This is a genomic window from Centipeda sp. (in: firmicutes) (genome assembly GCF_057271695.1).
Genome location: NZ_DBHIVL010000010.1, coordinates 19,151 through 43,258 on the forward strand (window position 1 = coordinate 19,151; position 24,108 = coordinate 43,258).

The window sequence follows — 24,108 nt, forward strand, 5'->3', positions numbered from 1 at the left end:
GATGTATGTTAGGTGAATACATGAAGCATTATTTTTTCTTCACGGGCATTATTTTCCTTGCCGTTCTTGGATGTATCTTTGGCATTGAGCGGATGGATCTCCTGAATCTGAGGCAGATTGACGTGACCGCCCATGTGCAGGAGACAGATGGAGACGCAACACTCTTATGGGATCGTCTTCCCTACCCCTGCTATTATCGCGTTGATACATACCTCAAGACGACAGGAACGGTTTCTGACGAGTCAATCTACGAGCATGTAAAGACAGAGTTTACTACATCACCTTCCTGTCCGATCTCCTCCGCACCGATCCCGTTTTATTATCGGATTACAGCCTACGGTATGTTTGGTGCGGTAACTTCCCCATCATCGCCGATTCCAACGCCCTACTTTATGGCAAAAGCCCCGATTCCCATCTACCACTATACGAGGGAGCAGCCCGCAAGCCTCAAGCCCTTCCTCGTGTGGCACAGCATTCCAAATGCCGTTCTCTACGAGGTCGAGATCCTGTCTGCCCCCCCAAAAAAAGAAGGCGGTACGGAGCTTTCCCCAACGAATCACCTAATGAGCACGCGCAATATTTTCACGAATGGATGGCAGGCGGATCTGCGTTCCTATTCATCTTATGAAAAACTGTATTGGCGTGTTCGCGCCCTCGGTCTCAAACATGAGCCAATCGGAGAGTTTTCCGCAGCAGAGCCGCTGTATCTGGATAAATCCGCCGAGCTTCCGAACCGTCCCATCCCAAATACATACGATCTGATACTAAATTTTCATCAGCCAATCTATCCCGTCTATCAATGGATTCCGCTGAATGGTGTAACGCATTATGAGGTGGAGTTGCTGACCGATCCCCCTGCACAGGAGCACGGGACACTGCCCGATCCAAATCGGGCATGGGCACAGACGATCACTGCCACCAATGCCATCTACGATGAATATGCGCGACCTTATGCAGGTAAGTATTACTGGCGTGTGCGCGGCGTAGATACGCAGGGAAATACCGTGGGAACGTGGTCCGATCTTGCCTCATTCACTGTCGATGCACCACCTGAGAATCGCCTCTATGCAGCAGCACTCGGGGACAGCATCACACACGGAGGAGGCGCAATCTCAAGCTCGCCCGCATTCCTTGAGTACAGCTATACCACATATCTGCCGTTTGCCTGCCTCAACCTCGGACGGAGCGGTGATACCGCCCATACAACGCTGGAACGCTTCGAGCAGGACGTGCTTCCCCTGCATCCCGCAAACCTACTGATCCTGACGGGATCAAACAGCCTGCGGGCAACAGGCATAACCGCGCAGGACATCATCGATGATTTGGATGAACTACAAAAAAAATGCCTTGCCCATGACATCCGCCCGATCTTCCTGACACTTCTGCCGCTCAACCCGGAACGCATTGCACTCGCCTTCCATTCCGAAACAGATCTCTCATGGAGGTGGAAGATGACTGCCGTCAATATGTGGATTCGGTCACAGGATTTCTACATCGACATCGAACCGTATTTCTATGATGCACAGAAGCAGATTCTTGATCCACACCTTTCCACCGATGGGCTGCACCCGGATATCGACGGGAAACGGATGATGGCGGAAATCATCCATCAACACCGCGACGTTTTCCAAGAACTTCCATAATGCAAAGCAACGCGATTTTTGATCGCGTTGCTTTTTTACGATTTGGATGGAATGAACATCGCGTCGCCAAAGGAAAAAAAGCGATACTGTTCTTCCACTGCCGTCCGATATGCTTCAAGCGTAAACGTCCGTCCTGCAAATGCACTGATGAGCATAATCAATGTGGATTTCGGCAGATGAAAATTCGTAATCACAGCATCCACGACTTTGAATTCATATCCGGGGTAGATAAATATATCCGTCCATCCCGATCCTGCCTCAACATGCCCCGTGCTTGCAGCCGATGCCTCAAGCGTGCGAATCGACGTTGTACCGACCGCGACAACACGTCGCCCTTCAATTTTTGCCCGTTGGATAAGCTCCGCCGTCTCAGTGGGAACAGAATAAAATTCGCGGTGCATCACATGGTCTTCAATCACATCCACATGAACCGGTCGGAATGTCCCCAATCCGACATGGAGGGTGATAAAGCCGAATTGGATGCCCTGTTCGCGCAGTCGTTCCATGAGATTTCCCGTAAAATGGAGACCTGCCGTCGGCGCAGCTGCAGAGCCTTTTACACGGCTGTAGATCGTCTGGTATCGCTCACGGTCTTCGAGTTTTTCATGAATGTAGGGCGGCAGAGGCATGGAACCCAAGCGATCCAGAATTTCTTCAAAGATACCGTGGTAGATAAATCGTACGATACGTCCGCCAAAATCCGTATCGGCAATGATCTCACAGGAAAGTTCATCACCAAACTGAATGACAGAGCCAACACGCGCTTTTTTCCCCGGTTTAACAAGTACTTCCCATTGGTCTTTGTCGATTTGGCGCAGGAGAAAGACCTCGACCTTCCCGCCCGTTTGACTGCGCGCACCGATGAGCCGTGCAGGGATGACACGCGTATCGTTGAAGATCAGAACGTCGCCGCTTCTTAGAAAATCGCCAAGTTCATAAAAATGCCGATGCTCAATCCTATGCTCATTGGGGTGCAAAACCATAAGGCGTGCGCTGTCACGCGGCTCTAGCGGTATCTGAGCGATACGTTCCTCCGGCAGATCATAGTCAAAATCAGAAATATCCATCTCGTAGTTCACCTGGCCTAGTATAGCTTCTCAAGGGTAACGTCCGTATAGTAGTGAAAGAGGATGTCCTTGTAGCTCTTCCCCTTGTCCGCGAAGGCCTTTGCTCCCCACTGGGAGAGTCCAAGGCCATGACCGGAACCATAGCCGCTGAAGTTTATGTCCGTCTTGCCGACGCGTATGGAAAACAGCGTGCTCGGGAGGGAAAATGTAGAGCGCAGCTCGTTGCCCGAAAGTGTGATGCGCCCCTTTGTTCCGACAAACTCTGCCGAACGAACGCGTCCGGAGGGGCTTCGGTCAGAACTCCCCTTGCCCACAGTCAGCGGTGACAAGCGGACTTCTTTCAGCGTTCCAATCGCCCTTCCATTCTTTTCCAGTTTTTGTGCAAATTCACTCATGGAAATGGTGCGGTTCCATGGCTGTGTCTGCATTTGAACCTCCGTCACCGCACGCAGGTACGGCACAGGGCTGCCCCATACATATTCGCTGGACTCCGTCATGCCACCGGAATCTGTATGAAAGAGCGCATCCATGATTGCACCCTTATAGAAAAGGACTTCTCCACGCGTGCTGTCAACCGCCTCTGTTGTCGTCCGCATCTCTGCCGGCATCCCCTCATAGACCTGACAATGCGAGGTGCTGCAGAGATCAAACCCTTCCGCGCTGTGACGCTTGCGATTTTTCAGGGCAAAGGTGCGCGCCGCCACGCTCTGCGCTCGCAACGCCTCCACATTCCAGCTCGGCGGCATCTCTTTCGGGACGACGCCGTAGAGATAGTCCTCTACAAGGACATAATTGACAACGGTAAGCCCTGTCCTCTTTAGAATGGCGATGTAGCCACGATACGGGGTATGATTTACCTGGATAAATCCGGAGGACTCGGGCTGAATCACCAGACGCTCCCCTTTGATCTCCCGTCCGTTTACGACAAGCTGTTCCCGCATCATACGAACATCGAGTGTTCCCCCCTGCGGCACCACAAGAATCGGCTTTTGCTCCGGATTCTCATAGACAGACAGCTTTCCGTTTGTTGCCGAAAGCTGAATCTCAGATATCCCCTGACTAATCCCTACAGAGATTTCCGGCTGCCATGAAGCAGACACCTGCTGTGGCAGCATGATAAACACGGCACAGAGGAAGAACATACACAGGCGAAGATAAGATTTCATCGTAAGCCCTTCTTTCGCTTATCATGCCATCAGGCGCAGACGTTTCTTCTCTTTGTTCTCCTTGCGTTGGAGCTTCCGAAGCACCCGACTGTACCGCTCCTCCTCGCTGAACACACAGCCGCAGTAGGATTGGCGATAGAGCCCGAGCTCCTTGCTCAGATCGATGCCCTCCTGCCAACCAACGCGGAAGTCCTCGTAGTAAAAGGAAATCCCGTATTCTTTTGCAAAGTGCTCCGCAACAGAGCGCATCAGATCATGCTGCTGATAAATGCTGTAAAACAGCGTCGAGGTAAAACTGTCAAATCCTTGTTCTGCCGCATACCGTGCTGATTCTTCCAGACGCCATGTATAGCACATACGGCAGCGTCCCTTCTTTGTACCCTCCGCCGGGAGAGCTTTTTTGAGGAATTCGCGCATGGAATACGTCTCATCCGCAATGAAGTCCATCTGCATCAGATCCGCAAACTTCCTTGCATTTTCCAGTCTCTCCTCCCACTCCTTATAGGGGTGAATATTTGGATTGAAAAAATAGCCGGTCGGCTCAATGCCATCGAAACGCAGTTTTTTGAGTGGATAGCAGGAGCATGGTCCGCAGCACATGTGCATGAGCAGTTTCATCTCAGAGCAATTCTCCTTGTCTGTTATCATTTTGGGGAAACATCATCCCCATATGCTCGTATCCGCCGCGCGTGACAACCCGCCCGCGTGCCGTACGTGCAATAAAGCCGAGTTGGATCAAGTACGGCTCGTAGACATCCTCGATGGTCTCCACCATTTCACTGAGTGCCGCTGCGAGCGTCTTCAGTCCGACGGGACCGCCGGAGAACTTTTGGATCATGACTTCGAGCATATGACGATCCTTGTTTTCAAGCCCCATCTCATCAACCTCAAGGGCTTCCAGTGCCTCCATCGTCACCGCTTTGGAGATAATGCTCTCTCCTGCCACCTGTGCGATGTCACGGACACGCTTCAGAATGCGGTTCGCGACGCGCGGCGTTCCGCGCGAGCGACGCGCGATCTCCAGAGCACCCTCACGCTCGATACGTACGGAAAGAATCTCCGCCGTACGCTCAATGATGAGCAAAAGAGCCTCAGGGGTATAGTATTCCAGACGCGACTGAATCCCGAATCGGTCACGTAGCGGAGCAGAAAGAGCCCCTGTCTTTGTCGTTGCACCAACCAGAGTAAACGGCGCAAGATCCAGCCGCAGAGAGCGAGCACTCGGCCCCTTGCCGATGATGATGTCAATCGCGTGATCCTCCATCGCCGAATAGAGGATCTCCTCGACATGATGAGAGAGACGGTGAATCTCATCGATAAACAGGACATCGTGTGCCTGCAAGTTCGTGAGCAGAGAGGCAAGATCCCCCTGTCTCTCGATGGCAGGAGCAGACGTTTGACGAAAATTTGCTCCCATCTCATTTGCGATAATCGCCGCGAGTGTTGTTTTGCCAAGCCCGGGGGGGCCATAGAGGAGGACGTGATCCAGAGCTTCGTTGCGGGAAAGTGCCGCCTGTATAAATTTGGACAGATTCGACTTTGCCTTGTCCTGCCCGATGTACTCACTCAGCCGACGCGGGCGCAGACTGTACTGCCATCCGTCCGTACTTTGCTCCTCGAAAGACACCAGCGCCTCATCCTCGTACATATCCAACGGTGAATCCCCCCTTTCTCAAAAACGCTGCAGTTCTGCCAATGCGTAACGGATGATTTCTTCCGTGCTTTCCCAATCGGACCTTTTCTTGAGCACAGACTGGACTTCACTCTGCTGGAAGCCAAGACTGAGGAGTGCCTCGATCGCCTCCGAAACCATATCCCCCATCGCATCCCCCAAGGCGGCCGTGTCATCGGCTGCATCGGACACATCAAAGGAGGAAGCCGAGAGCTTATCCTTGAGTTCTAAGATGATGCGTTCGGCCGTCTTTTTCCCGATCCCGGGAAGCTTCGTAATCGCCTTGACATCCTTCCGATGAATCAGGTGATAAAAATCATTTGCCGTAGTCGCGGACAGAATCCCCTGTGCCACCTTCGGTCCGATGCCGGAAATCCCAATCAAGTGCTGAAAGAGGTCATACTCCTCCTGTGAAAAGAACCCATAAAGGAGAATTGCATCCTCGCGCACATGGGTATGGATATAGAGCGTGACCTCTGTGCCAACAGAGAGCTGATTGCGCGTCTGATGAGAGATAAACACACGATAGCCAACATCGTGCACATCCAAAAAACAATAGTCCGGAAATGTATATGCAACTCTTCCGCGTAAAAATCCAATCATTGACTCTGTACTCCCCGTCTACATTCGATTGCGCCAAGCGATGCTGTCCACACAGTGTGCCGCACTGATGGCAACGGCAAGCGCGTCTGCCGTATCGTCAGGATGAGGCGGAGCAGGCAGGTTCAAAAGCTTCGTCACCATGTATATAACCTGTTCCTTCGTCGCCTTTCCATACCCTGTTACCGACTGCTTCACCTGCAACGGCGTCCGCTCCACGATTGGAATATTGTTCTGAGCCGCAGCTAGAAGAACAATACCGCGCACCTGTCCGACCGGAATCGCTGTCGTCACATTCCGATTGAAGAAAAGTTGTTCCACCCCCATTGCATCAGGGGAATACGTTTGAATAAGTGATACCAGTTCGGTATGAATTTTCAAAAGTCGTTTTTCCACCGCCATTTTCGATGGCGTTGTGATTGCGCCGTAGGCATGTGCCCGCAGATGTGAGCCATTCTGCTCTACAAAGCCGTAGCCGCAGATCGCAGTGCCTGGATCGATACCGAGTACTAACATCTTATTTCCCTAAAAAAGTGCAGACACCTTGTCTGCACTTTCATCGGTGAACCTCCGTTTATTCGTCCATTTCATAGTTGCTGTAGACGTTCTGGACATCGTCGTTGTCCTCGAGCGCATCGATCAGGGTCTGCATCTTTTCCGCATCCTTGTCGGCAAGATGAACCGTGGTATCCGGAACCATTGTCACCTCGGCAGATGCCGTCTCAATTCCCTTTTCTCCGAGAACCGCCTCAATCGCCTCAAAAGCTTCCGGCTCGGCAGTAATTTCAAAGACATCGTCCTCCGAACGCATATCCTCCGCACCTGCCTCAAGGACGATCTCAAGGAGAGCATCCTCATCATCGAACGATTCACGCTCGACAATAAAGACCGCCTTCTTCTTGAACATCCATGACACGCAGCCGTCCTGACCGAGATTGCCGCCATACTTTGAGAAGAGATGACGAACATCTGCCGCCGTACGGTTACGGTTGTCCGTCAGAATATCGAGCATGACAGCCGTGCCGCCGGGACCATAGCCCTCGTAAAAGAGTTCTTCGTAGTTGCTCCCCTCAGTTGCGCCAAGTCCCTTCTGTATGGCACGGTTGATATTGTCCTTCGGGATATTGTTTGCCTTCGCCTTGGAAAGCGCAAGTTTCAGACGCATATTGCCCGTCGGGTCGCCGCCGCCCATACGGACGGCAATCGTGATCTCACGCCCAATCTTCGTCGTAATCTTGCCGCGAATGGCATCATTTGCGCCCTTCTTGCGTTTGATATTGGCCCATTTGGAATGTCCTGACATCGCTTCGATCTCCTTCTCAATATACAAGCTGATAGTGCTTCTTTTTTCCTTTTTTGATCAATGCAGTACCATCAGAGAAATCCGCTTCGCTGAGTACATAATGCTCGTCCGCAACACGCACATCGTTGAGCGTGAGACCCCCCTGCTGAATCAGACGGCGAGCCTCCCCCTTGGACGGGAATACATTCCCGCGTGTGAGCGCATCCACGAGCTTTTCACCAAGCTCCACGCGAATCTGCGGAAGAGCCGCCGATGCACCGCCGCTGAAGAGTGCCTTTGCCGTTTCCTGCGCCTTCTGCACCTCCTGATCCCCGTGAACGATCTTGGTCGCCTCGTATGCAAGGATCTCTTTGGAGCGATTGATCTCCTGTCCCTCAGCGGCGGCAAGACGGTGCACCTCATCCATTGGAAGATAGGTGAGCAGCGAGAGACAGATCTCGACATCAGCGTCGTCAATATTGCGCCAATACTGGTAGAAGTCGTAGGGCGAAGTCTTTTCCGCATCCAACCAGAGCGCACTGCCCGCCGTCTTGCCCATCTTCGTCCCGTCGCTCTTTGTGAGCAGCTTGTTGGTAAGACCAAAGACCGTAATATTCCTCTTGCGGCGGCAAAGTTCTACGCCCGCGATGATGTTCGACCACTGATCATCGCCGCCCATCTCCAGCTTACAGCCGTAGCGTTCGTTGAGCTCCATGAAGTCGTATGCCTGCATAATCATATAGTTGAACTCAAGGAAGGTCAGCCCCTTCTCCCACCGCTGCTTATAGCTCTCTGCCGCAAGCATACGGTTGACGGTGAAATGCGCCCCGATATCACGGAGCAGGTCGATATAGTTGAGCTTACGCAGCCAATCCCCATTGTCCACCATAATCGCACGCTCATCCGTAAAGTCTATGAAGCGCGATATCTGTTTGCGGAAACACTCGCAGTTATGGCGGATGATATCATCGGTCATCACCTTGCGCATATCCGTACGCCCCGAGGGGTCACCGACCGTTCCTGTGCCGCCGCCGACAAGACAGATCGGACGATGCCCTGCTCTCTGCAGATGCGACATCGCCATGAGTGCAATCAAATGGCCTGCATGAAGGCTGTCCGCCGTCGGATCAAACCCGGTGTAAAAGGAAACCTGCTCCTGTTCGAAAAGGTTGCGCAGACCTTCCTCATCCGTACACTGCGCAAGAAAGCCGCGTTCTTTCAGTATATCAATGGCATTCAATCTATTACCTCTTTCTCAGTTCTGCCCTTTTTCTACGCCCATGCCAGGCTCTGGAACCTCGGCGGTAAACGGTGTGGACTGCACTGCGGGCGCAGGATTTGCACCTGCTCCGCTCTTTCCTGTGGCAGATGCACCGGACTTCCCTGTTTCCTTCCCCTTCTCATCCGTTTTTTTCTTGTCGTCTTTTTCCTTTTCGGAATCTTCGATGGGGAGATCATCCGAGGATGCGGCAAAAGAAGGAGCACCTTCAAAGTGACGCACGGGCAGACCCGCATGCGCTTTCAGCATAAACGACTGCCAGATGACGGCAGGGGTCATTCCTCCCGCCATGCCATGTAAGTCGCCATTGCTGTCATTGCCGATCCAGACACCTGCGACCAGATCGGGCGTATATCCGACGAACCACGCGTCATGATAGTCGCTCGTGGTTCCGGTCTTCCCCGCTGCCGGTCTGCCGATGTTGGCACGCGTGCCTGTACCGCGTCGGATAACCTCCTCCATCATCGCGGTCATCGTGGCGGCGTTCGCAGCAGAAATGACGCTTTTTTCCTTCCGCTGTACCTCTTCAAGCACCTTCCCTGTACGCGAGACAACGCGGATGACGGCAACCGGATCGACATGGATACCGCGATTTGCAAAGGTACCATATGCACTCGTGAGCTCGAGCGGCGTGACGCCGCGCGTCATACCGCCAAGGGCAATCGCGAGATTGCGGTCGTTTGTCGCTCCGTCGAGGACAAAGGTCGATATCCCCATCTCCTGTGCATAGTAAATCGCCTTGTCGATGCCGATATCCTGTGCGATCCGAACCGTCGGCACATTGAGCGACCAACGCACAACGTCGCGCAGACGAACCTTTCCGGAGAAGTTGCGGCTGTAGTTCTGCGGTTCCCATCCGCCAATTTTCAGAGGCTTATCGTCAATGATGGAATCTGCCGTATATTTATTCTCAAGTGCCGCCGCAAAGACAAAGGGCTTGAACGCAGAGCCGGGCTGCCGCACTGCCTGTGCGGCACGATTGAACTGATCCGTGCCACGTCCGCCGACCATTGCCTTGATGTATCCCGTATGCGGGTCGATCGCAACGAGTGCGCCCTGCGGCTGCACGATGCCGTTTGCATCGGTAAAATACGTCGGAAGGTTCTGCATGGCTTTCTCTGCCGCTGCCTGCAAGTCCATATCGATGGTTGTGTAGATCTTCAGACCATCCTTGTAGATGGCATCGTCTCCGTATTTCTCTGCGAGCTGCTGAAGCACATAGTCAACAAAATAGGAAGGCCCCTCGACACTATCGTTGTTGTTCTTCACAATGGCAAGTGTTTCCTTCTTGGCTGCACTTGCCTCTCCCGCACTGATATAGCCATACTTGACCATCTGATCGAGGACGACAGCTTTGCGCTCTGTCGCTGCCTCCATGTTGTTGAGAGGCGAATAGTAGTTCGGACTCTTTGGAATCCCTGCGAGCATCGCACATTCATTCAGCGTCAGATCCTTGACATCCTTGCCGAAATAGGTACGTGCTGCCGCCTGAACCCCATAGGCTCCCTGACCAAAATAGATTTGGTTCATGTAGAGCTCGAGGATTTCCTGCTTCGTATACTGTCGTTCGAGCTGAAGTGCGAGAAACACCTCCTGTATCTTGCGCTTCATCGTTCGATCTTGCGTCAGGTACGCATTCTTTGCGAGCTGCTGTGTGATGGTCGAGCCACCCTCTGTGACTTCGCGTCCGCGAATATTCGCCCAGACGGCACGCACGATCCCGCGTGGGTCGATTCCAATATGCTCGTAGAAGCGATTGTCCTCAACGGCAATAAAAGCATTCTGGAGATTTTTTGGAATCTCGTTGATGCCGACAGGTCTGCGATTCTCAGCCGCATGAATGTTGGCGATCTCGTTCCCGTTGATGTCATAAATCTGCGACGATGCCGGCGGGACGATATCCTCTGCCAGATTCGGCCTGGTATTCAGACTTGCCGTGAGGAATCCGCAGCCAACGCCAATAATCATGACAAACAGTGTCAGCCCTATGGCGAGAATTGCTTTTCCGAGAACGGAGCCGTTCTTTGACTTCTTTGTCGCTTTCTTTTCGCTTTTCTGCATAGATACCTTCCTGTTCGTAGATTTCTCCACTGCGCCCGACTACAATCCAATTCCTTTATTCTATCACAAACTGCAATTTTTGTAAGGATATTTTATGAAAAAGGACAATCCTCCTACTCATCTCAACTCGACAACACTCGCACCCGTTCCGCCCTCAGAGATATCGGCGAATGAAAAACGCAGCACAGACCGATGCTGTTTCAGGTAGTCCTGCAACCCCTGCCGCAGTGCCCCCGTCCCCTTTCCGTGAATCACAAGGATCTTGGACAGCCCCGTAAATACAGCGTCGTCAATAAACTTCCCGAGGACGGCCTCCGCTTCCAGTACGGTCATGCCGCGTACATCAATTTCGGGTCGAATTTCCGACGTTTTTTGCGCAATCGACGTTCCGACATGCACCTTGGTATTCTTCTTTGTTTTTTTTCGCGTGACAAATGTACACGCACTCATCTTGACGATGGTACGCAGTCCACCCACCTGAACAGTGAGTTCCTTGCCTTGAACAGACAGAACCGTTCCCTCCTGTGCAAGACTTTCGATATAGACAATATCGCCACTCCGAATATCGTCGGGATGGATTGTTTTTCCGACCACCGGTTTTTGGGGCAGCGAATCATGGATATATGCTTCGTCCAGTCGGTTTCTTGCCTCCTGAATCGCCTTGCGCCGCGCCTTCACCCCGTGATCGTCAAACTGCTCCTTGAGCGACTTGATCGTTTCCTCTGCGCTGCGACGCGCTTCACGAACAATGTTGTTCGCCTCTTCGCGCGCCTTATGCAGAAGTTCCTGCCGCGTATTTGAGAGCGTTTCGCGTTCGGCACGGAGACGCGCCTCCACGGATTTTATCTCCGCCTCTTTATTGCGCAGTTCGCAGTTTTTGGTCTCGTAATCCTGCTTTTCCCGTTCGAGTTCGTTGACGACATGTTCAAAATGCGTGTGTTCCTCGCTGATATAGATCTCAGCACGCGTAACAATATCCTGCGGCAGACCAAGCTGACGGCTGATGGAAAAGGCGTTGCTCGCCCCTGGAATCCCGATCAGAAGTCGATAGGTCGGGCGCAGTGTCTTGAGATCAAACTCGACGGAGGCATTTTCAATCCCCGACTCTGCATAGGCATAGGTTTTTAATACGGCATAATGCGTTGTGGCAACCACAGCAATGCCCTGCTGCAAAAAATGTGCGATGATGCTGCGTGCAAGAGCAGCCCCCTCATCCGGATCGGTGCCCGCCCCGACCTCGTCCAGCAGGATGAGGTCGCCCTGCTCCGCCTTGTCGATGATACGGACAATGTTTCGCGTATGCGCCGAAAAGGTGGAGAGACTTTGCTCGATGCTCTGCTCGTCTCCAATGTCCGCATAGATATTGCGATAAACGGGAATCTCCGAATCGGGTGCGGTCGGCAGGAAGCAGCCGGACTGTGCGAGCAGTGCGAGAAGACCAAGCGTTTTCATACTCACGGTCTTGCCGCCCGTGTTCGGACCTGTAATCAGCAGAATGGAGAAGTTCTGCCCGAGCTCGATGTCAATCGGGACAACCTTATCCTTCGGGAGCAGCGGATGTCGTGCCCTCTTCAGATGAACAACACCGCTTTGATTCAATGTGGGCGGATACGCCTGCATTTCACGTGCAAGCCCTGCACGGGCAAAGATAAGATCCATCTCCGAGAGAACCGTGCAGTTTTCCAAAAGGATGTCTGCACTCTGTGCAATCTCAGTCGAAAGCTTCTGCAAGATCCGTTGGATTTCCTGCTCGCGTGCAAGTTCCATCTGCCGTACGGTGTTGTTCAGCTCCACAGTCGCAAGCGGCTCTACAAAGAGTGTCGCTCCGCTGGCAGACTGATCGTGAATTACGCCCGGAAAATAATTGCGGTATTCCTGCTTGACCGGAATGACATAGCGCTCATCGCGTACGGTAACAATGGCTTCCTGAAAGTATTTCTGATTCGCTGCATCGTGCAGAATCGCAGAGAGGCGATCCTTGACGCGTGCCTGCGCCGTTTGGAGTTCGCGTGTGATCCTGCGCAGTTCGGGGCTGGCATCGTCACGGAAATTGCCGTGTTCATCAATCGTATCTTTGAGATGACGCTCCACCATGCCGAGAATTTCAATTGATTTTGCCATCGCCTTCAGATGCGGGACATCCAATGCGAGATCGCGAAAGAAGTATTTCACATTCCGCACCCCGCACATCGTGCTCATCACGGAGCGCAATTCATCGATCTCAAGGACAGCACCCATCGACGCTTTTTTCAGCAGTGTACGCAGATCATAAACACCTCCGAACGGCGGCGACTGCATCTGCTGCACCTGCACTGCCTCCGCCGTTTCCTGATGGAGGCGCACGACTTCATCATAAGCTCCACTTGGTATGACGCTGCGGCAAAGTTCCTTGCCGCGCATGGTGGAGGCAAACGAAGCAAGCCAATTTGTGATTTTTCCGTATTCCAAAACCTTAAATGACGCCGTGTCCATGTGTACCTCTTATAAAATGCCGCGGAAATAATGCCCGCGCGTAATGTCTTTGCCCTCCTGCATACGCAGATATTCCTCATCTTCCTCGCTGCGCGGGGCTTTGCGCCCGAGTACATCCCGATACATCTGAACGATGCTCTGCAAATCGCTGCAGGAAAGGCCGCGACCCTCGATTCGCAGGGTTGCGACCCCCATGCGCCGAATCTGATGCACATAGGGCAGCAGGGACAGCTTTTTGCTGTTGAGTATGTGCATACGACAGAACTGATCCGTCATCACAGGGAAGTCCACATTCTTGCGGTCACGGAGGAAAAATTCCTGTCTGCGGCATGGCATGGAGCACTTTCCCGTATCAAGCCCCCCGAGAAAGCTTCCCAAGACACAGTATTCCGAAATCATGAGCGGGAGACGCCCGCTGACAACCACGGTGAGCGGAATGGAACAATCCTTGACAAGACGTTCCATCTGTCTGCCGTTGAGCTCCGGTGACAGCGTTGCCTCACCAAATCCATGCGCATACAGAAACCGAAGTGCAGACGGATTATAGGAGATCATCGAATAATCCGCATGGAGTGTTACGGGCACACGATCCCGCGCAAGATATGCCGTTCCAACGTGATGAACGTGCAGGGCTGCGGGCTGTTTTTCTCCAAAGCTCTCAAACAGGCGGATCAGAGCAGCCTGCTCGTCCCCTCGTACAATGCGCGGCGTATTGTAGTCGATGCGGATTCCGCAGTCCTTCGCATAATACCAAGCAGCCGCATAATCCCTCGGTTGGAGTGCCACTCCACGAAACGATTCCCCGCCGTAGAGAATGCCGTCCGCACCTGCAGCAACAGCGGTCTTCATCGCCTCCATATCATCAACGGCAACCATGAGTGTCGCCGGCTGCAGCGCATCAAACCCCGAGGATGGCAGGAGTGAATCCACTGCGATCTGTTGTGCAAAATGCACGCTGGAGGTACGGTTTTCCTCAAAGTGCTGTATACGCATCTCTTCCAGTGCAGAAATCGCGGAGCGACGCAGATTGTTCAGTTCACTGACCGGCACCATTACCGCATCATCCATATCACAGGAAAGCTCCGCAAGGGAAAACAAGGTCGTACCAAGACGCCCCATCTGCTTTTCAGCGGTCTCGACCGTGAGCGGCCGATTGTTCGCCGAAACAACAATGTAGTCGCTTTCTGCCGTCGCTGTGTTCCCCTCATCGTCCGTAAGTGATAGGCACAGCCTCTCTCCAAGTCGCGCATGAAGAACGGCACGAAGAGGGATACGTTCACAGGAGTCGGCATCATAGGAGTGCCTTGCCGCATTCATGAGTTTTGCATCATAGACCTTGAATACACGGTCATGAATGTGAACTTTTCCCCGTATGGGAAATGAAACAATATCCCCCGCAGCAGCCTCCGCACATTCCTTTCTGCTCTTATCATACAGGTGCTCGATCTCAGCACTGACACGCCCGCCGACCTTGACCCAGAAATCCACCTGATCGTGTACGGCGAGTGCTCTGGTAAGCTTCACGGAAACCATCTGTGCAGCGTGGTCATATGTCGTAACGCGTCCAATCAGAAGTCCGCGATTGTTCGGACGGCGGTCGCTCATCATATACCTACCCTGCCGTTTTTCCATATATGCCGTTGTAAAATCACGGTTGAACACCTGCGCCAGATGATCGCGATCCGTATCATCGACAGCATCCTGTTTGGTATTGAGATGGTGGTCAATTGCCTTGCGATAGGTATGCACAATCGTCGCAACATACTCCGGACGCTTCATCCGCCCTTCGATTTTGAGCGAATCAATCCCCGCATCAAGGAGCTGCGGAATGAGTTCGACTGCATTCAGATCGCGCGGTGAGAGCAGGAAGTTGCCGGCGGATTCGCCGAGCACGTCACTTCCCTTTGCATCAACCAGCGTATAGGGCAGCCGGCAGGGCTGTGCACAGCGTCCACGATTTCCGCTGCGGCCGCCGATCATGCTGCTCATCAGGCACTGCCCCGAATAGCAGACGCAAAGCGCACCGTGTACAAAGCTCTCGATCTCAACACGGCTTTTCCTGCAGATATCCCGAATCTCGGCAATGGAGAGCTCACGCGCCAGCACCACACGTGAGAAGCCAAGTTCCTCAAGTGCCTGAACACCTGCAAGATTATGTACTGTCATCTGCGTGCTCGCGTGAAGCGGCATCTGCGGCACAATCTCTTTTGCCAGACGCACAGCACCGAGATCCTGTAAGAGAATCGCATTCGCTCCCACATCGTAGAGAAAGGAGAGGTACTCTTTTAATTGCGGGAGTTCTTCGCCGTCGACAATCGTATTGACCGCAACATGAACCTGCACATTTTTCAGATGCGCATGACGAATGACCTCCGCCATCGCATCTTCATCGAAGTTGGAGGCGTAGGCTCGTGCACCGAACATTTTTCCCGCCAGATAGACAGCATTCGCACCGTTTTCAACCGCCGCAAGAAACGCTTCCTTTGTCCCCGCAGGAGCGAGTAATTCAACCAATCCATTCAATCCTTTGCAGTATGCGAAAGTACAGAGACATTCTGTTCCCCCATGTCCATATCGTCATGCGTCGCATCGTGTTCCACTATGTCCGCAGCAGCACGCATCTCCTCGAAAAGACGCAGCTGGTCGTCGTCCAGTGTGTCCTTGACATCATCCATATCGGGCAATGCAGGAAGATCCGCAATCTGCTCCAATCCAAATGCACGCAGGAACAGATCGGTCGTCCCGTAGAGAATCGGGCGTCCGATCACCTGCTTGCGCCCCATTTCACAGATCAGCTCAAGTTCAAGCAGACGCCCGATCGAACGTTCTGCACGAACACCGCGGATGTGCTCTATTTCCTGCTTCGTAATCGGCTGCTTGTAGGCAATGATGGAAAGCGTCTCCATCGCCGAGGACGACAGCGTCGGCTGCACTGTTTCCGACAGTTTTTTCACCCATGGAAAGGCATTCGGATGCGTCGCGAGCTGATAGCCACCTGCAGATCTGCGTAAAAATATGCCGCTCCCCCGATCCGACAGGATGTGTTCCAACTGCGTCAAGGTCTCCTGTACCTCCCATTCGGGAGCTTCGATGATTTCAGCCAGTTTCGACAGGGAGAGCGGAAGTCCGGCAGCAAACAGCACGGCTTCCAAAATAGCTGCCCGACTAAGAGACTGCACGGCTTCCCTCCTTTTCCGAAATCACAATTTCATAGTAAAGATGCTCCTGCGAGAGATAGACCATCTGCATCTTGGCAAGCTCCAAAAGTGCCAAAAATGCAGATAACAGTTCCTCACGCGTTCCTGTGGGAAAGGCATCGTTCAGCTTGATTCTGCCGTTCCTGCGGCGCAGCAGCGTGAGGATGTCCGACATCTTGTCCTGCACACGGTATTCCTCCGCAGATACGACAATTGCCGGGATCACAGGCTCCTCACGAATGCGCTGCACATCGGAGAAGATCCGCATCAGGGACTCCGCCGACAGACCCGTAATCGGAAGACGATGTGCGGGAAGCGGCATTGGAGCACGTTCCACATAGGGGCTCTGCGCATCGCTCAGAGAAAAGAGAATGGATGACACCTCTTTGAAGCATCGGTATTCAAGCAAACGCTCCACGAGCTCCATGCGTGGATCTTCTTCCGTCTCCTCCTCCGCATTGGTCTTCGGCAGCAGCATACGCGATTTGATCCGCAGAAGGGTCGCCGCCATCACCAAAAACTCGCTCGCATATTCAATATCAAATTGGTACAGTGTATCGATGTAGTCAAGATACTGACGTGTCAGGTCTGCAATAGGAATGTCATAGAGATCGATCTTATTCTTTTCAATCAGATGCATGAGGAGAGCCATCGGCCCCTCAAACGCATCCAATTTCACAAGGTAATCTGTCGCCATAGAGGATCCTAGAACAGAAGAATGCTGCCGGCAATCTTATAGACGCTGTACACCAATTGAAAAAGCGGCATCAGGACAACACTCAGCAGCGGTGTTGCAATGAACACAATCATAATGAGCAGACTGTATCGTTCGATCGACTGATAGCGATAGGCGAGATCCGGCGGAAGCAGGTTGCGCAGAATGTGCGAACCGTCGAGCGGCGGAATCGGGAGCATGTTAAAAATTGCAAAGTTGACATTGTAGACGAAAATCATCTGAATGATCCCATAGGTAATGGAAGAAACGTCAACATTGTGCGTGCGGATGAACAGGATGATGTAGAATGCAATGAACCCAAGAAGCAGATTCATCGCAGGGCCTGCGACGGACACGAGAATATCATCCCGTTTCGGCTGGCGGAAATTACTGGGATTGACCATCACGGGTTTCGCCCAACCAAAGCGCACGAGAAACAGCATAATCAGCCCGATTGGGTCAATGTGCGCACGCGGGTCAAGCGTCAGACGGCCCATAAGGCGCGGCGTAAAATCCCCGAGCGATACAGCAGCGCGTGCGTGTGCGTACTCGTGAAACGTCATGGCAATGATGAGCCCGGGGATACCGAGCAGCATCTCTTCAAAGTTAAATCCGAACATACACTTCTCCCACTCATTAACCACGCAGACGTTCTTCTGCCATCATCAGCGAGATGATCGTCTTCGAGTCTATAATCTCCCCCGACTTTACCATCGCCAGCGCATCGGAGAACGGCATTTGAACGACGTTGACAAATTCATCCTCATCGGTATGCTGTTTTCCAACCGATAGGTTCTGGGCAAGATACAGATGGATATACTCATTGGAAAATCCGACCGTTGTCGCGATCACGGTCAGTTTATCATATTTCTCAGCTGTGTAACCGGTCTCCTCCGACAGCTCACGTCGCGCACAATGCAGAGGGTCTTCCCCCACCATATCGAGCTTCCCCGCCGGAACCTCGAGGGTCACCTTCCCGATGGGATAACGGAACTGGCGCACCAAGATGACGTTGCCGTTCGGCAGGACAGGCAGCACTGCCGCCGCCCCCGGATGATGAATCCACTCGCGGACGGACTCTTTCCCATTCGGCAGACGCACCACATCACGGCGGACATGAAGCAGCGTTCCGTCAAAAATATTCTCACTGCTGCATTTTACTTCTACAAGATCCTCATACATAGTGGACTCCCCTCCCATCAAACATACAAAAACCCCTATTCCTGGGCTTCGTCCGAACGTTTTACAAACAAAGCGCTCACAAAATCCTCTGCATGGAAGGGGCGAAGATCATCCATCCCCTCACCAACTCCAATCCATTTAATCGGAATCGAGAGCTGTGACTTGATTCCGATCGTCACACCGCCCTTTGCCGTTCCGTCCAGTTTTGTGAGAACAACCCCCGACACAGGTGCTGCCTGTGTAAAGAGTTCCGCCTGACTAATCGCATTCTGCCCCGTGCCTGCATCGAGAACCAGCAGTGTCTCATGAGGTGCCGCAGGAATCTCGCGCCCAATCACGCGATAGATCTTCTCAAGCTCCTGCATCAGGTTCGACTTTGTCTGAAGCCGCCCTGCTGTATCGACAATGACAATGTCGATATTGCGTGCCTTTGCCGCCTGCAGTGCATCAAAGACAACGGCAGCAGGGTCTGAGCCCTCGCCGTGCTTGATGACCTGTGCATCCGCACGCTTGCCCCAGATCTCCAGCTGGTCGATGGCAGCCGCACGGAAGGTGTCCGCCGCCGCGAGCAGTACAGATTTCCCCTGTCTGCGATAATAGGCACTCAGCTTCCCAATCGTCGTCGTCTTTCCGACACCGTTCGTACCAACCACGAGCAGCACCGTCGGTCCTTGTTCCGCCATGTGAAATGTGTTCTCACCCTCTTCAAGGATGCGAACAATTTCCTTTTCCAAAAACGGAATCAGATCCTCGGGTGTACGGATCTCCTTCTGCTTGATGCCCTTGCGTACCGCTGCGATGAGCGTCTCCGTCGTCTTGACGCCCACATCCGCCATCAACAGGGTCTCTTCGAGATCATCGATGAGTTCATCGTCAATGTCGGCATATCCGATGATAAGCCGTTCGATATTATGTGTGAAGTTCTCGCGTGTTTTCGTCAGGCCTTTTTTGAGCCGATCAAAGAATCCCACAATAACTCCTTTCTGTGCTATGCGGTCTGTTCCGCTTCATAATCCTTCAGCCGTATGGAGAGAACCTTGGAAACACCCGCATCTTCAACCGTAACGCCATACATTGTATCCGCTGCACGCATCGTGCCCTTGCGGTGTGTCACCACGATAAACTGTGTATGCTTCGCAAACTCCTGCAGGAACTCGCCAAAGCGGGAGACATTCGCCTCATCCAGCGGCGCATCAATCTCGTCCAAAATGGAAAACGGCGAAGGACGGTACCGCAGGAACGAGAAGAGGAGCGCAATGACGGTGAGTGCTCGCTCACCGCCCGAAAGAGCCGATAGGTTCTGTCGTTTCTTATCGGGAAGGGTCACAAGGATCTCAACCCCGCTGCTCAGTATATCGTCTTTATCGGTCAGACGCAATTCCGCAATGCCGCCGCCAAAGAGACGCACGAAAATCTCGTTAAAATACTCCTGAATCTGGCGGAACGCCTCACGAAACGTGCGCGTCATATCCTGATCGATCTTTTGGATGATTTGCTCGATGTCCTGTTTTGCCGCTCTGAGATCCGCAATCTGCTTCTCTTCCTCGTCGTACCGTGTCTTCTTCTCCGCATACTCCTCAACGGCATTGGGATTCACCGCACCGAGCGCACGAATGGCAGTATCGAGAGCGCGCAGACGCTCTTTCAAGACATCCGGATCTGCATCGTGCATCATCTCTGCAGCCGCAGTCTCGGGTGTCAGCCCAAATTCCGAAAGGAGCGTTCCACGGCAATCTCCCAGACGTATGCGAATGCCCTCCAGACTGTTGTCGCATTTATGCTGCTTGCTACGGATATCCTCAATCCGTGCAACAGCACTCTTGATGGCACTGTCCAACATCCGGCTCTCAGCCTCATGCGCCAATCTCTGATCCTTCAGCTCTTCGCCGCGTCTCTCACGTTTTTGGAACACCGCATCATGACGCGCAATGTCACTCGTCAGTTCAGCAAGGCGATCCTTGTCCCTTTGCAGCTCATCGGCAAGCAGTGCATCCTGTGTGATAATTTCCTTCAGCGTGCGTTCCGCTTCTGCAAGGTCGAATGTACGGGATTTGCGGTTGCGCGTGCGAGCCTCGATCTCCGCCGAAAGAGCCGCAATCGAAACATCCAGCCCGTGTAAACGCTCCTCATATCCCTGCTGCTCATTCCGCAGCTCCACGCACCGATGACCGCTCTGCTCGGCTGCCTGTGCAAAGCGTTCCTCATGCGCCTCACAGCAGGAAATGTGACGTTCCATGCGCATTTGTATCTGCATGAGCTTCGCGCCGCTTGCCAAACGCTCCTCTTCCGCACGCTCCATCTCATGAAGGGTGTTCGCCTGATCTACAATGCGTTCCTTTAGAATATCGCATTTTCCACGCAGTTCCATGAGTTCCTGCGCCAGACGCTCCGCCGCAGCCCTTTGAGTCGCAGATTGCCCGCTCTTTTCCTTGAACAGCTGTCTTTGCTGCTCCAACGAGGAATTCAGCTTTCGATGCGCGGCCTCCTGCTCCTGCAGACGGCTGTGCAGTGCCTCGATGTCCGTGCGGCGGTTCAGCAGTGTGGATCGCTCCTTCTTGCGTCCGCCGCCCGTGAGCGAACCGCCCGGATTCAGGAGCTCGCCCGTGAGCGTCACAATGCGGAGGCGATAGCCCTCCTGTTTTGCCGCAATCAGAGCATCATCCAAGGTCTCCATCACAAGCGTCTGAGAGAGCAGATGATCCGCGACCCGCTGAAACTTCCCCTCTGCCTGAACCAGCGTATTTGCCCATCCGATGACACCGTGATAGCGTCCGAGGTTAATCTCACGGGGCGGACGCACGGTAATCGTCGTCAGCGGAAGGAAGGTGACGCGTCCGCCGTTCTTTCGCTTCAAATACGATATGGCAGACTTTGCCGTATCCGTGTCCTCCGTGACGACATTCCGCACACTCCCGCCGAGAGCAACGTCAATCGCCGTGAGATAACGCTCCGGGATGCGAATGAGATCGGCGACCGTTCCCGCGATGCCGCGCCGCCACCCCTCCGTCGCCTGCAGGACGGTCTGCACATCCCGCCCGAAGCCCTCATAGCTGTCCTGTATCCGCCGCTGAAAGTCAAGATTCTGTCGGAGACGAAGGAGCTCCGCATCCGACTTTCGAAGCTGTGCCTCGCCATGCTCAATCACACTGCGCAGTTTCTCAATGTCTTCATAAAGACGACGCTGTTCCTGCGATATGCTCTGCAAATTCTTTTCGGACTGTACGAGCGTGTGATTTTTGCACTCACATTCTGTCTGTGCCTCCGCAAGGGCCGTGCGACGACGCTCGATTTCCTCCTGCCGACGCTCCTTGCTCTCATCCCCCTGCTCCGCAGCATTCCGCGCAACTGCAAGCCGCTCCCTCAGGCGTGCAAGTACACGCTGTACGGCTGTGCGCGATGATGCGTGCTGCGCCATCGTCCGTTCCTCATTGGAAAGCACCGCCTGCACACGTGCGATTTCCTGCTGCACGTCCGTCTGCTCCGCTTTTTTTTCCTGTATCGCAGCGTTCTGCTGTGCCAAGATCGCATCGATTTGGGCAATTTCCTGCTCCGTTGCCTGCTTTTTTGCAACGGCAGATTGACGCATCCCCTCAACGTCCGTTTTGCGCTTGGATCCTTGATCCTGCCGCCCCTTGATGTGGGACTCCTCCTGTCGGAGTACGTCCAGTTTCTCCTGCTGTCTGCGGAGCTTTCGGGTGTTCTCCTGCATACGCCCGTCAATCAGCGCAATGTCCGCCTCGAGCGCATTCTTTTTCTCTTCAGCCTCCCTGCGCGCACGCATCTCGCGCGCCTCCTCATCACGATGCTCGTTCAGTGTCTGCATGAGAGACTCCTGCTCCCGCAAGAGTCTCTCATGCTGCTGCACAAGCGAGGTAAGCTGATATTTCCGCCGCTCGGCATCGAGCTGGCGAAACTGCATCGTTTTTTCCGACTGCACGGCAAGCGGCTCAAGCTCTGCTGCCTGGGTATACATGATATCGTTCAGGCGAACGAGATCGCCCTCGTTCTCACGCAGTTTGCGCAGAGCTTCCTGCTTGCGTGTACGGTACTTCGTGATACCCGCCGTCTCCTCGAAGAACACGCGGCGCTCCTCGGGACGACTGTCCAGGATGTCATTCAATCGATTCTGTCCGATGATGCTCATGCCATCGTGACCAATTCCCGTATCCGCAAAGAGCTGATAGATATCCTTGATACGGCAGCGCGAATCATTCAGATATACTTCGCTGTCGCCGTTTCGATAAAGACGGCGCTTCACGACGACCTCATCGTAGTCGATGGGCAGTTTCTTATCCGTATTGTCAAAGACCAGCACAACCTCGGCAACACTGAGTGCACGTCGGGCGGCAGAGCCCGCAAAAATAATGTCTTCAGAGCGCAGCCCGCGCAGCATACGAATATTCTGCTCGCCCAGAACCCAGCGAACGGCGTCCGTAATATTGCTTTTGCCGCTCCCATTCGGTCCAACGACTGCAGTGATCCCCTGATCGAATTGGACGACAATCCGCTCGGCGAATGACTTGAATCCGTACGCTTCCAAGCGCTTTAACTGCACGCAACGCACCTGCCTTTATAAATTAGTCCACTCATTATAGCAGAATGGATGGGAAATTTCAAAAAACGGTATCTTCCGTAAATAAACTATGCTATAATAAGATCGTTCGTGAGATGTTTTTAGCTTTAATAGGGGGTAATCACATGCCACTTGTTGGAACAAAGGAAATGTTTAAGAAAGCCTATGAGGGCGGCTACGCCATCGGTGCTTTCAACGTCAACAACATGGAGATCGTCCAGGGCATCACCGATGCTGCAGGAGAGCTCAAGTCCCCTCTGATCCTGCAGGTCTCTGCGGGTGCACGCAAGTACGCTCGTCATGAGTACCTTGTCCATCTCGTCAAGGCAGCTCTTGAAATCAACGATATTCCCATCGCACTGCACCTCGATCACGGCGCGGACTTCGACATCTGCAAGTCCTGCATCGACGGCGGCTTCACATCCGTCATGATTGACGGCTCCCACCTCCCGTACGCCGAGAATGTCGCGCTTGCAAAGCGCGTTGCCGAGTACGCACACGCACACGGCGTTGTTGTCGAGGCAGAGCTCGGTCAGCTCGCAGGCATTGAGGACGATGTCAATGTCTCGGCAGAGGATGCGTCCTACACGAAGCCCGAGGAAGTGCAGGACTTCGTCGAGAAGACGGGTGTTGACTCCCTCGCAATTGCGATCGGCACCTCGCACGGCGCGTTCAAATTTACGGCGGATCAGTGCACGCGCAACGCAGACGGTGTTCTCGTTCCGCCCCCACTCCGTTTCGACATCCTGGAGGAGATCGAGAAGCGCATCCCCGGTTTCCCCATTGTTCTCCACGGAGCGTCCTCCGTCATTCCGAAGTATGTGAAGATCATCAACGAGAACGGCGGACATATGCCGGATGCCGTCGGCATCCCCGAGGATCAGCTGCGCCGTGCGGCAAAGTCCTCCGTCTGCAAGATCAACATCGACTCCGACCTCCGTCTTGCAATGACGGCGGGCATTCGCGAGCACTTCAAGAAGGAGCCGGGACACTTCGACCCGCGCCAGTATCTGACCGACGGCCGCAGCTACATCAAGGAGCTCGTTTCCCACAAGATCAAAGAGGTTCTTGGCTCCGACGGCAAGGCTGCCGAAGTTCAGGCACTCATTGACCAGAACAAGTAATTTCTCGTTGCCTTAACGAAATCTTTAGGAATCGCTGATAAAATGAAGTCCGTCAGATTGGCGTAGATTTTTTCG

General features: G+C 53.4%; 19 protein-coding genes. 2 read left to right on the forward strand and 17 right to left on the reverse strand.

The genetic code is table 11. From position 1 onward, the window contains the following. Positions 1–20: 20 nt before the first annotated feature. Positions 21–1,643: an SGNH/GDSL hydrolase family protein gene (locus tag ACO6BQ_RS02995; RefSeq protein WP_489119446.1), complete on the forward strand. Its 1,623-nt coding sequence runs from the start codon at positions 21–23 to the stop codon at positions 1,641–1,643. 35 nt (positions 1,644–1,678) lie between these two features. On the opposite strand, the gene queA is transcribed toward ACO6BQ_RS02995, so the two are convergent. The 17 genes from queA to smc all read right to left on the reverse strand — a co-directional run bounded on the left by queA (position 1,679) and on the right by smc (position 22,891). After that, complete coding sequence (gene queA / locus ACO6BQ_RS03000; protein ID WP_489119447.1) at positions 1,679–2,710, reverse strand: tRNA preQ1(34) S-adenosylmethionine ribosyltransferase-isomerase QueA; 1,032 nt, start codon at positions 2,708–2,710, stop codon at positions 1,679–1,681. 17 nt (positions 2,711–2,727) lie between these two features. Next, a complete protein-coding gene (locus tag ACO6BQ_RS03005; RefSeq protein ID WP_489119448.1) occupies positions 2,728–3,876 on the reverse strand; it encodes a SpoIID/LytB domain-containing protein in 1,149 nt (382 codons plus the stop codon). A 21-nt stretch (positions 3,877–3,897) separates the two neighbouring features. After that, positions 3,898–4,494 (reverse strand): epoxyqueuosine reductase QueH, encoded by a 597-nt coding sequence (locus tag ACO6BQ_RS03010; RefSeq protein ID WP_489119449.1) that lies wholly within the window; start codon positions 4,492–4,494, stop codon positions 3,898–3,900. A 1-nt stretch (position 4,495) separates the two neighbouring features. After that, positions 4,496–5,524: a Holliday junction branch migration DNA helicase RuvB gene (gene ruvB / locus ACO6BQ_RS03015; protein ID WP_489119465.1), complete on the reverse strand. Its 1,029-nt coding sequence runs from the start codon at positions 5,522–5,524 to the stop codon at positions 4,496–4,498. Between the two features lie 24 nt (positions 5,525–5,548). After that, complete coding sequence (ruvA, locus tag ACO6BQ_RS03020) at positions 5,549–6,151, reverse strand: Holliday junction branch migration protein RuvA (RefSeq protein ID WP_489119450.1); 603 nt, start codon at positions 6,149–6,151, stop codon at positions 5,549–5,551. A gap of 18 nt (positions 6,152–6,169) precedes the next feature. Then, a complete protein-coding gene (ruvC, locus tag ACO6BQ_RS03025; RefSeq protein WP_489119451.1) occupies positions 6,170–6,664 on the reverse strand; it encodes a crossover junction endodeoxyribonuclease RuvC in 495 nt (164 codons plus the stop codon). A gap of 58 nt (positions 6,665–6,722) precedes the next feature. Next, positions 6,723–7,451, reverse strand: coding sequence for a YebC/PmpR family DNA-binding transcriptional regulator (locus ACO6BQ_RS03030; RefSeq protein ID WP_169311784.1), 729 nt, complete (start codon positions 7,449–7,451; stop codon positions 6,723–6,725). 16 nt (positions 7,452–7,467) lie between these two features. Then, positions 7,468–8,670 carry a tyrosine--tRNA ligase gene (gene tyrS, locus ACO6BQ_RS03035; protein ID WP_489119452.1) on the reverse strand — a complete coding sequence of 401 codons (1,203 nt, stop codon included), beginning with the start codon at positions 8,668–8,670 and terminating at the stop codon, positions 7,468–7,470. Positions 8,671–8,685: 15 nt separating this feature from the next. Then, positions 8,686–10,770, reverse strand: a complete 2,085-nt coding sequence (locus tag ACO6BQ_RS03040) for a transglycosylase domain-containing protein (RefSeq protein WP_489119453.1) — start codon at positions 10,768–10,770, stop codon at positions 8,686–8,688. Between the two features lie 117 nt (positions 10,771–10,887). Next, positions 10,888–13,242: an endonuclease MutS2 gene (locus ACO6BQ_RS03045; protein ID WP_489119454.1), complete on the reverse strand. Its 2,355-nt coding sequence runs from the start codon at positions 13,240–13,242 to the stop codon at positions 10,888–10,890. 9 nt (positions 13,243–13,251) lie between these two features. Then, positions 13,252–15,756, reverse strand: coding sequence for a U32 family peptidase (locus tag ACO6BQ_RS03050; protein ID WP_489119455.1), 2,505 nt, complete (start codon positions 15,754–15,756; stop codon positions 13,252–13,254). A gap of 5 nt (positions 15,757–15,761) precedes the next feature. After that, complete coding sequence (scpB, locus tag ACO6BQ_RS03055; protein WP_489119456.1) at positions 15,762–16,421, reverse strand: SMC-Scp complex subunit ScpB; 660 nt, start codon at positions 16,419–16,421, stop codon at positions 15,762–15,764. Then, complete coding sequence (locus ACO6BQ_RS03060) at positions 16,408–17,136, reverse strand: segregation and condensation protein A (protein WP_489119457.1); 729 nt, start codon at positions 17,134–17,136, stop codon at positions 16,408–16,410. The genes scpB and ACO6BQ_RS03060 overlap by 14 nt, the downstream gene beginning before the upstream one ends. Before the next feature lie 8 nt (positions 17,137–17,144). Beyond that, the gene (locus ACO6BQ_RS03065; RefSeq protein WP_489119458.1) at positions 17,145–17,774 is read right to left on the reverse strand and encodes a site-2 protease family protein; all 630 of its coding nucleotides are present in this window, start codon (positions 17,772–17,774) and stop codon (positions 17,145–17,147) included. A gap of 16 nt (positions 17,775–17,790) precedes the next feature. Further along, positions 17,791–18,336: an NUDIX domain-containing protein gene (locus ACO6BQ_RS03070; RefSeq protein WP_489119459.1), complete on the reverse strand. Its 546-nt coding sequence runs from the start codon at positions 18,334–18,336 to the stop codon at positions 17,791–17,793. A 35-nt stretch (positions 18,337–18,371) separates the two neighbouring features. Next, positions 18,372–19,307, reverse strand: coding sequence for a signal recognition particle-docking protein FtsY (gene ftsY, locus ACO6BQ_RS03075; RefSeq protein ID WP_489119460.1), 936 nt, complete (start codon positions 19,305–19,307; stop codon positions 18,372–18,374). A 17-nt stretch (positions 19,308–19,324) separates the two neighbouring features. Continuing rightward, a complete protein-coding gene (smc, locus tag ACO6BQ_RS03080) occupies positions 19,325–22,891 on the reverse strand; it encodes a chromosome segregation protein SMC (protein WP_489119461.1) in 3,567 nt (1,188 codons plus the stop codon). Between the two features lie 143 nt (positions 22,892–23,034). Between smc and fba the strand changes: the two genes are divergently transcribed. Continuing rightward, a complete protein-coding gene (fba, locus tag ACO6BQ_RS03085; RefSeq protein WP_489119462.1) occupies positions 23,035–24,033 on the forward strand; it encodes a class II fructose-1,6-bisphosphate aldolase in 999 nt (332 codons plus the stop codon). Positions 24,034–24,108: the final 75 nt, after the last annotated feature.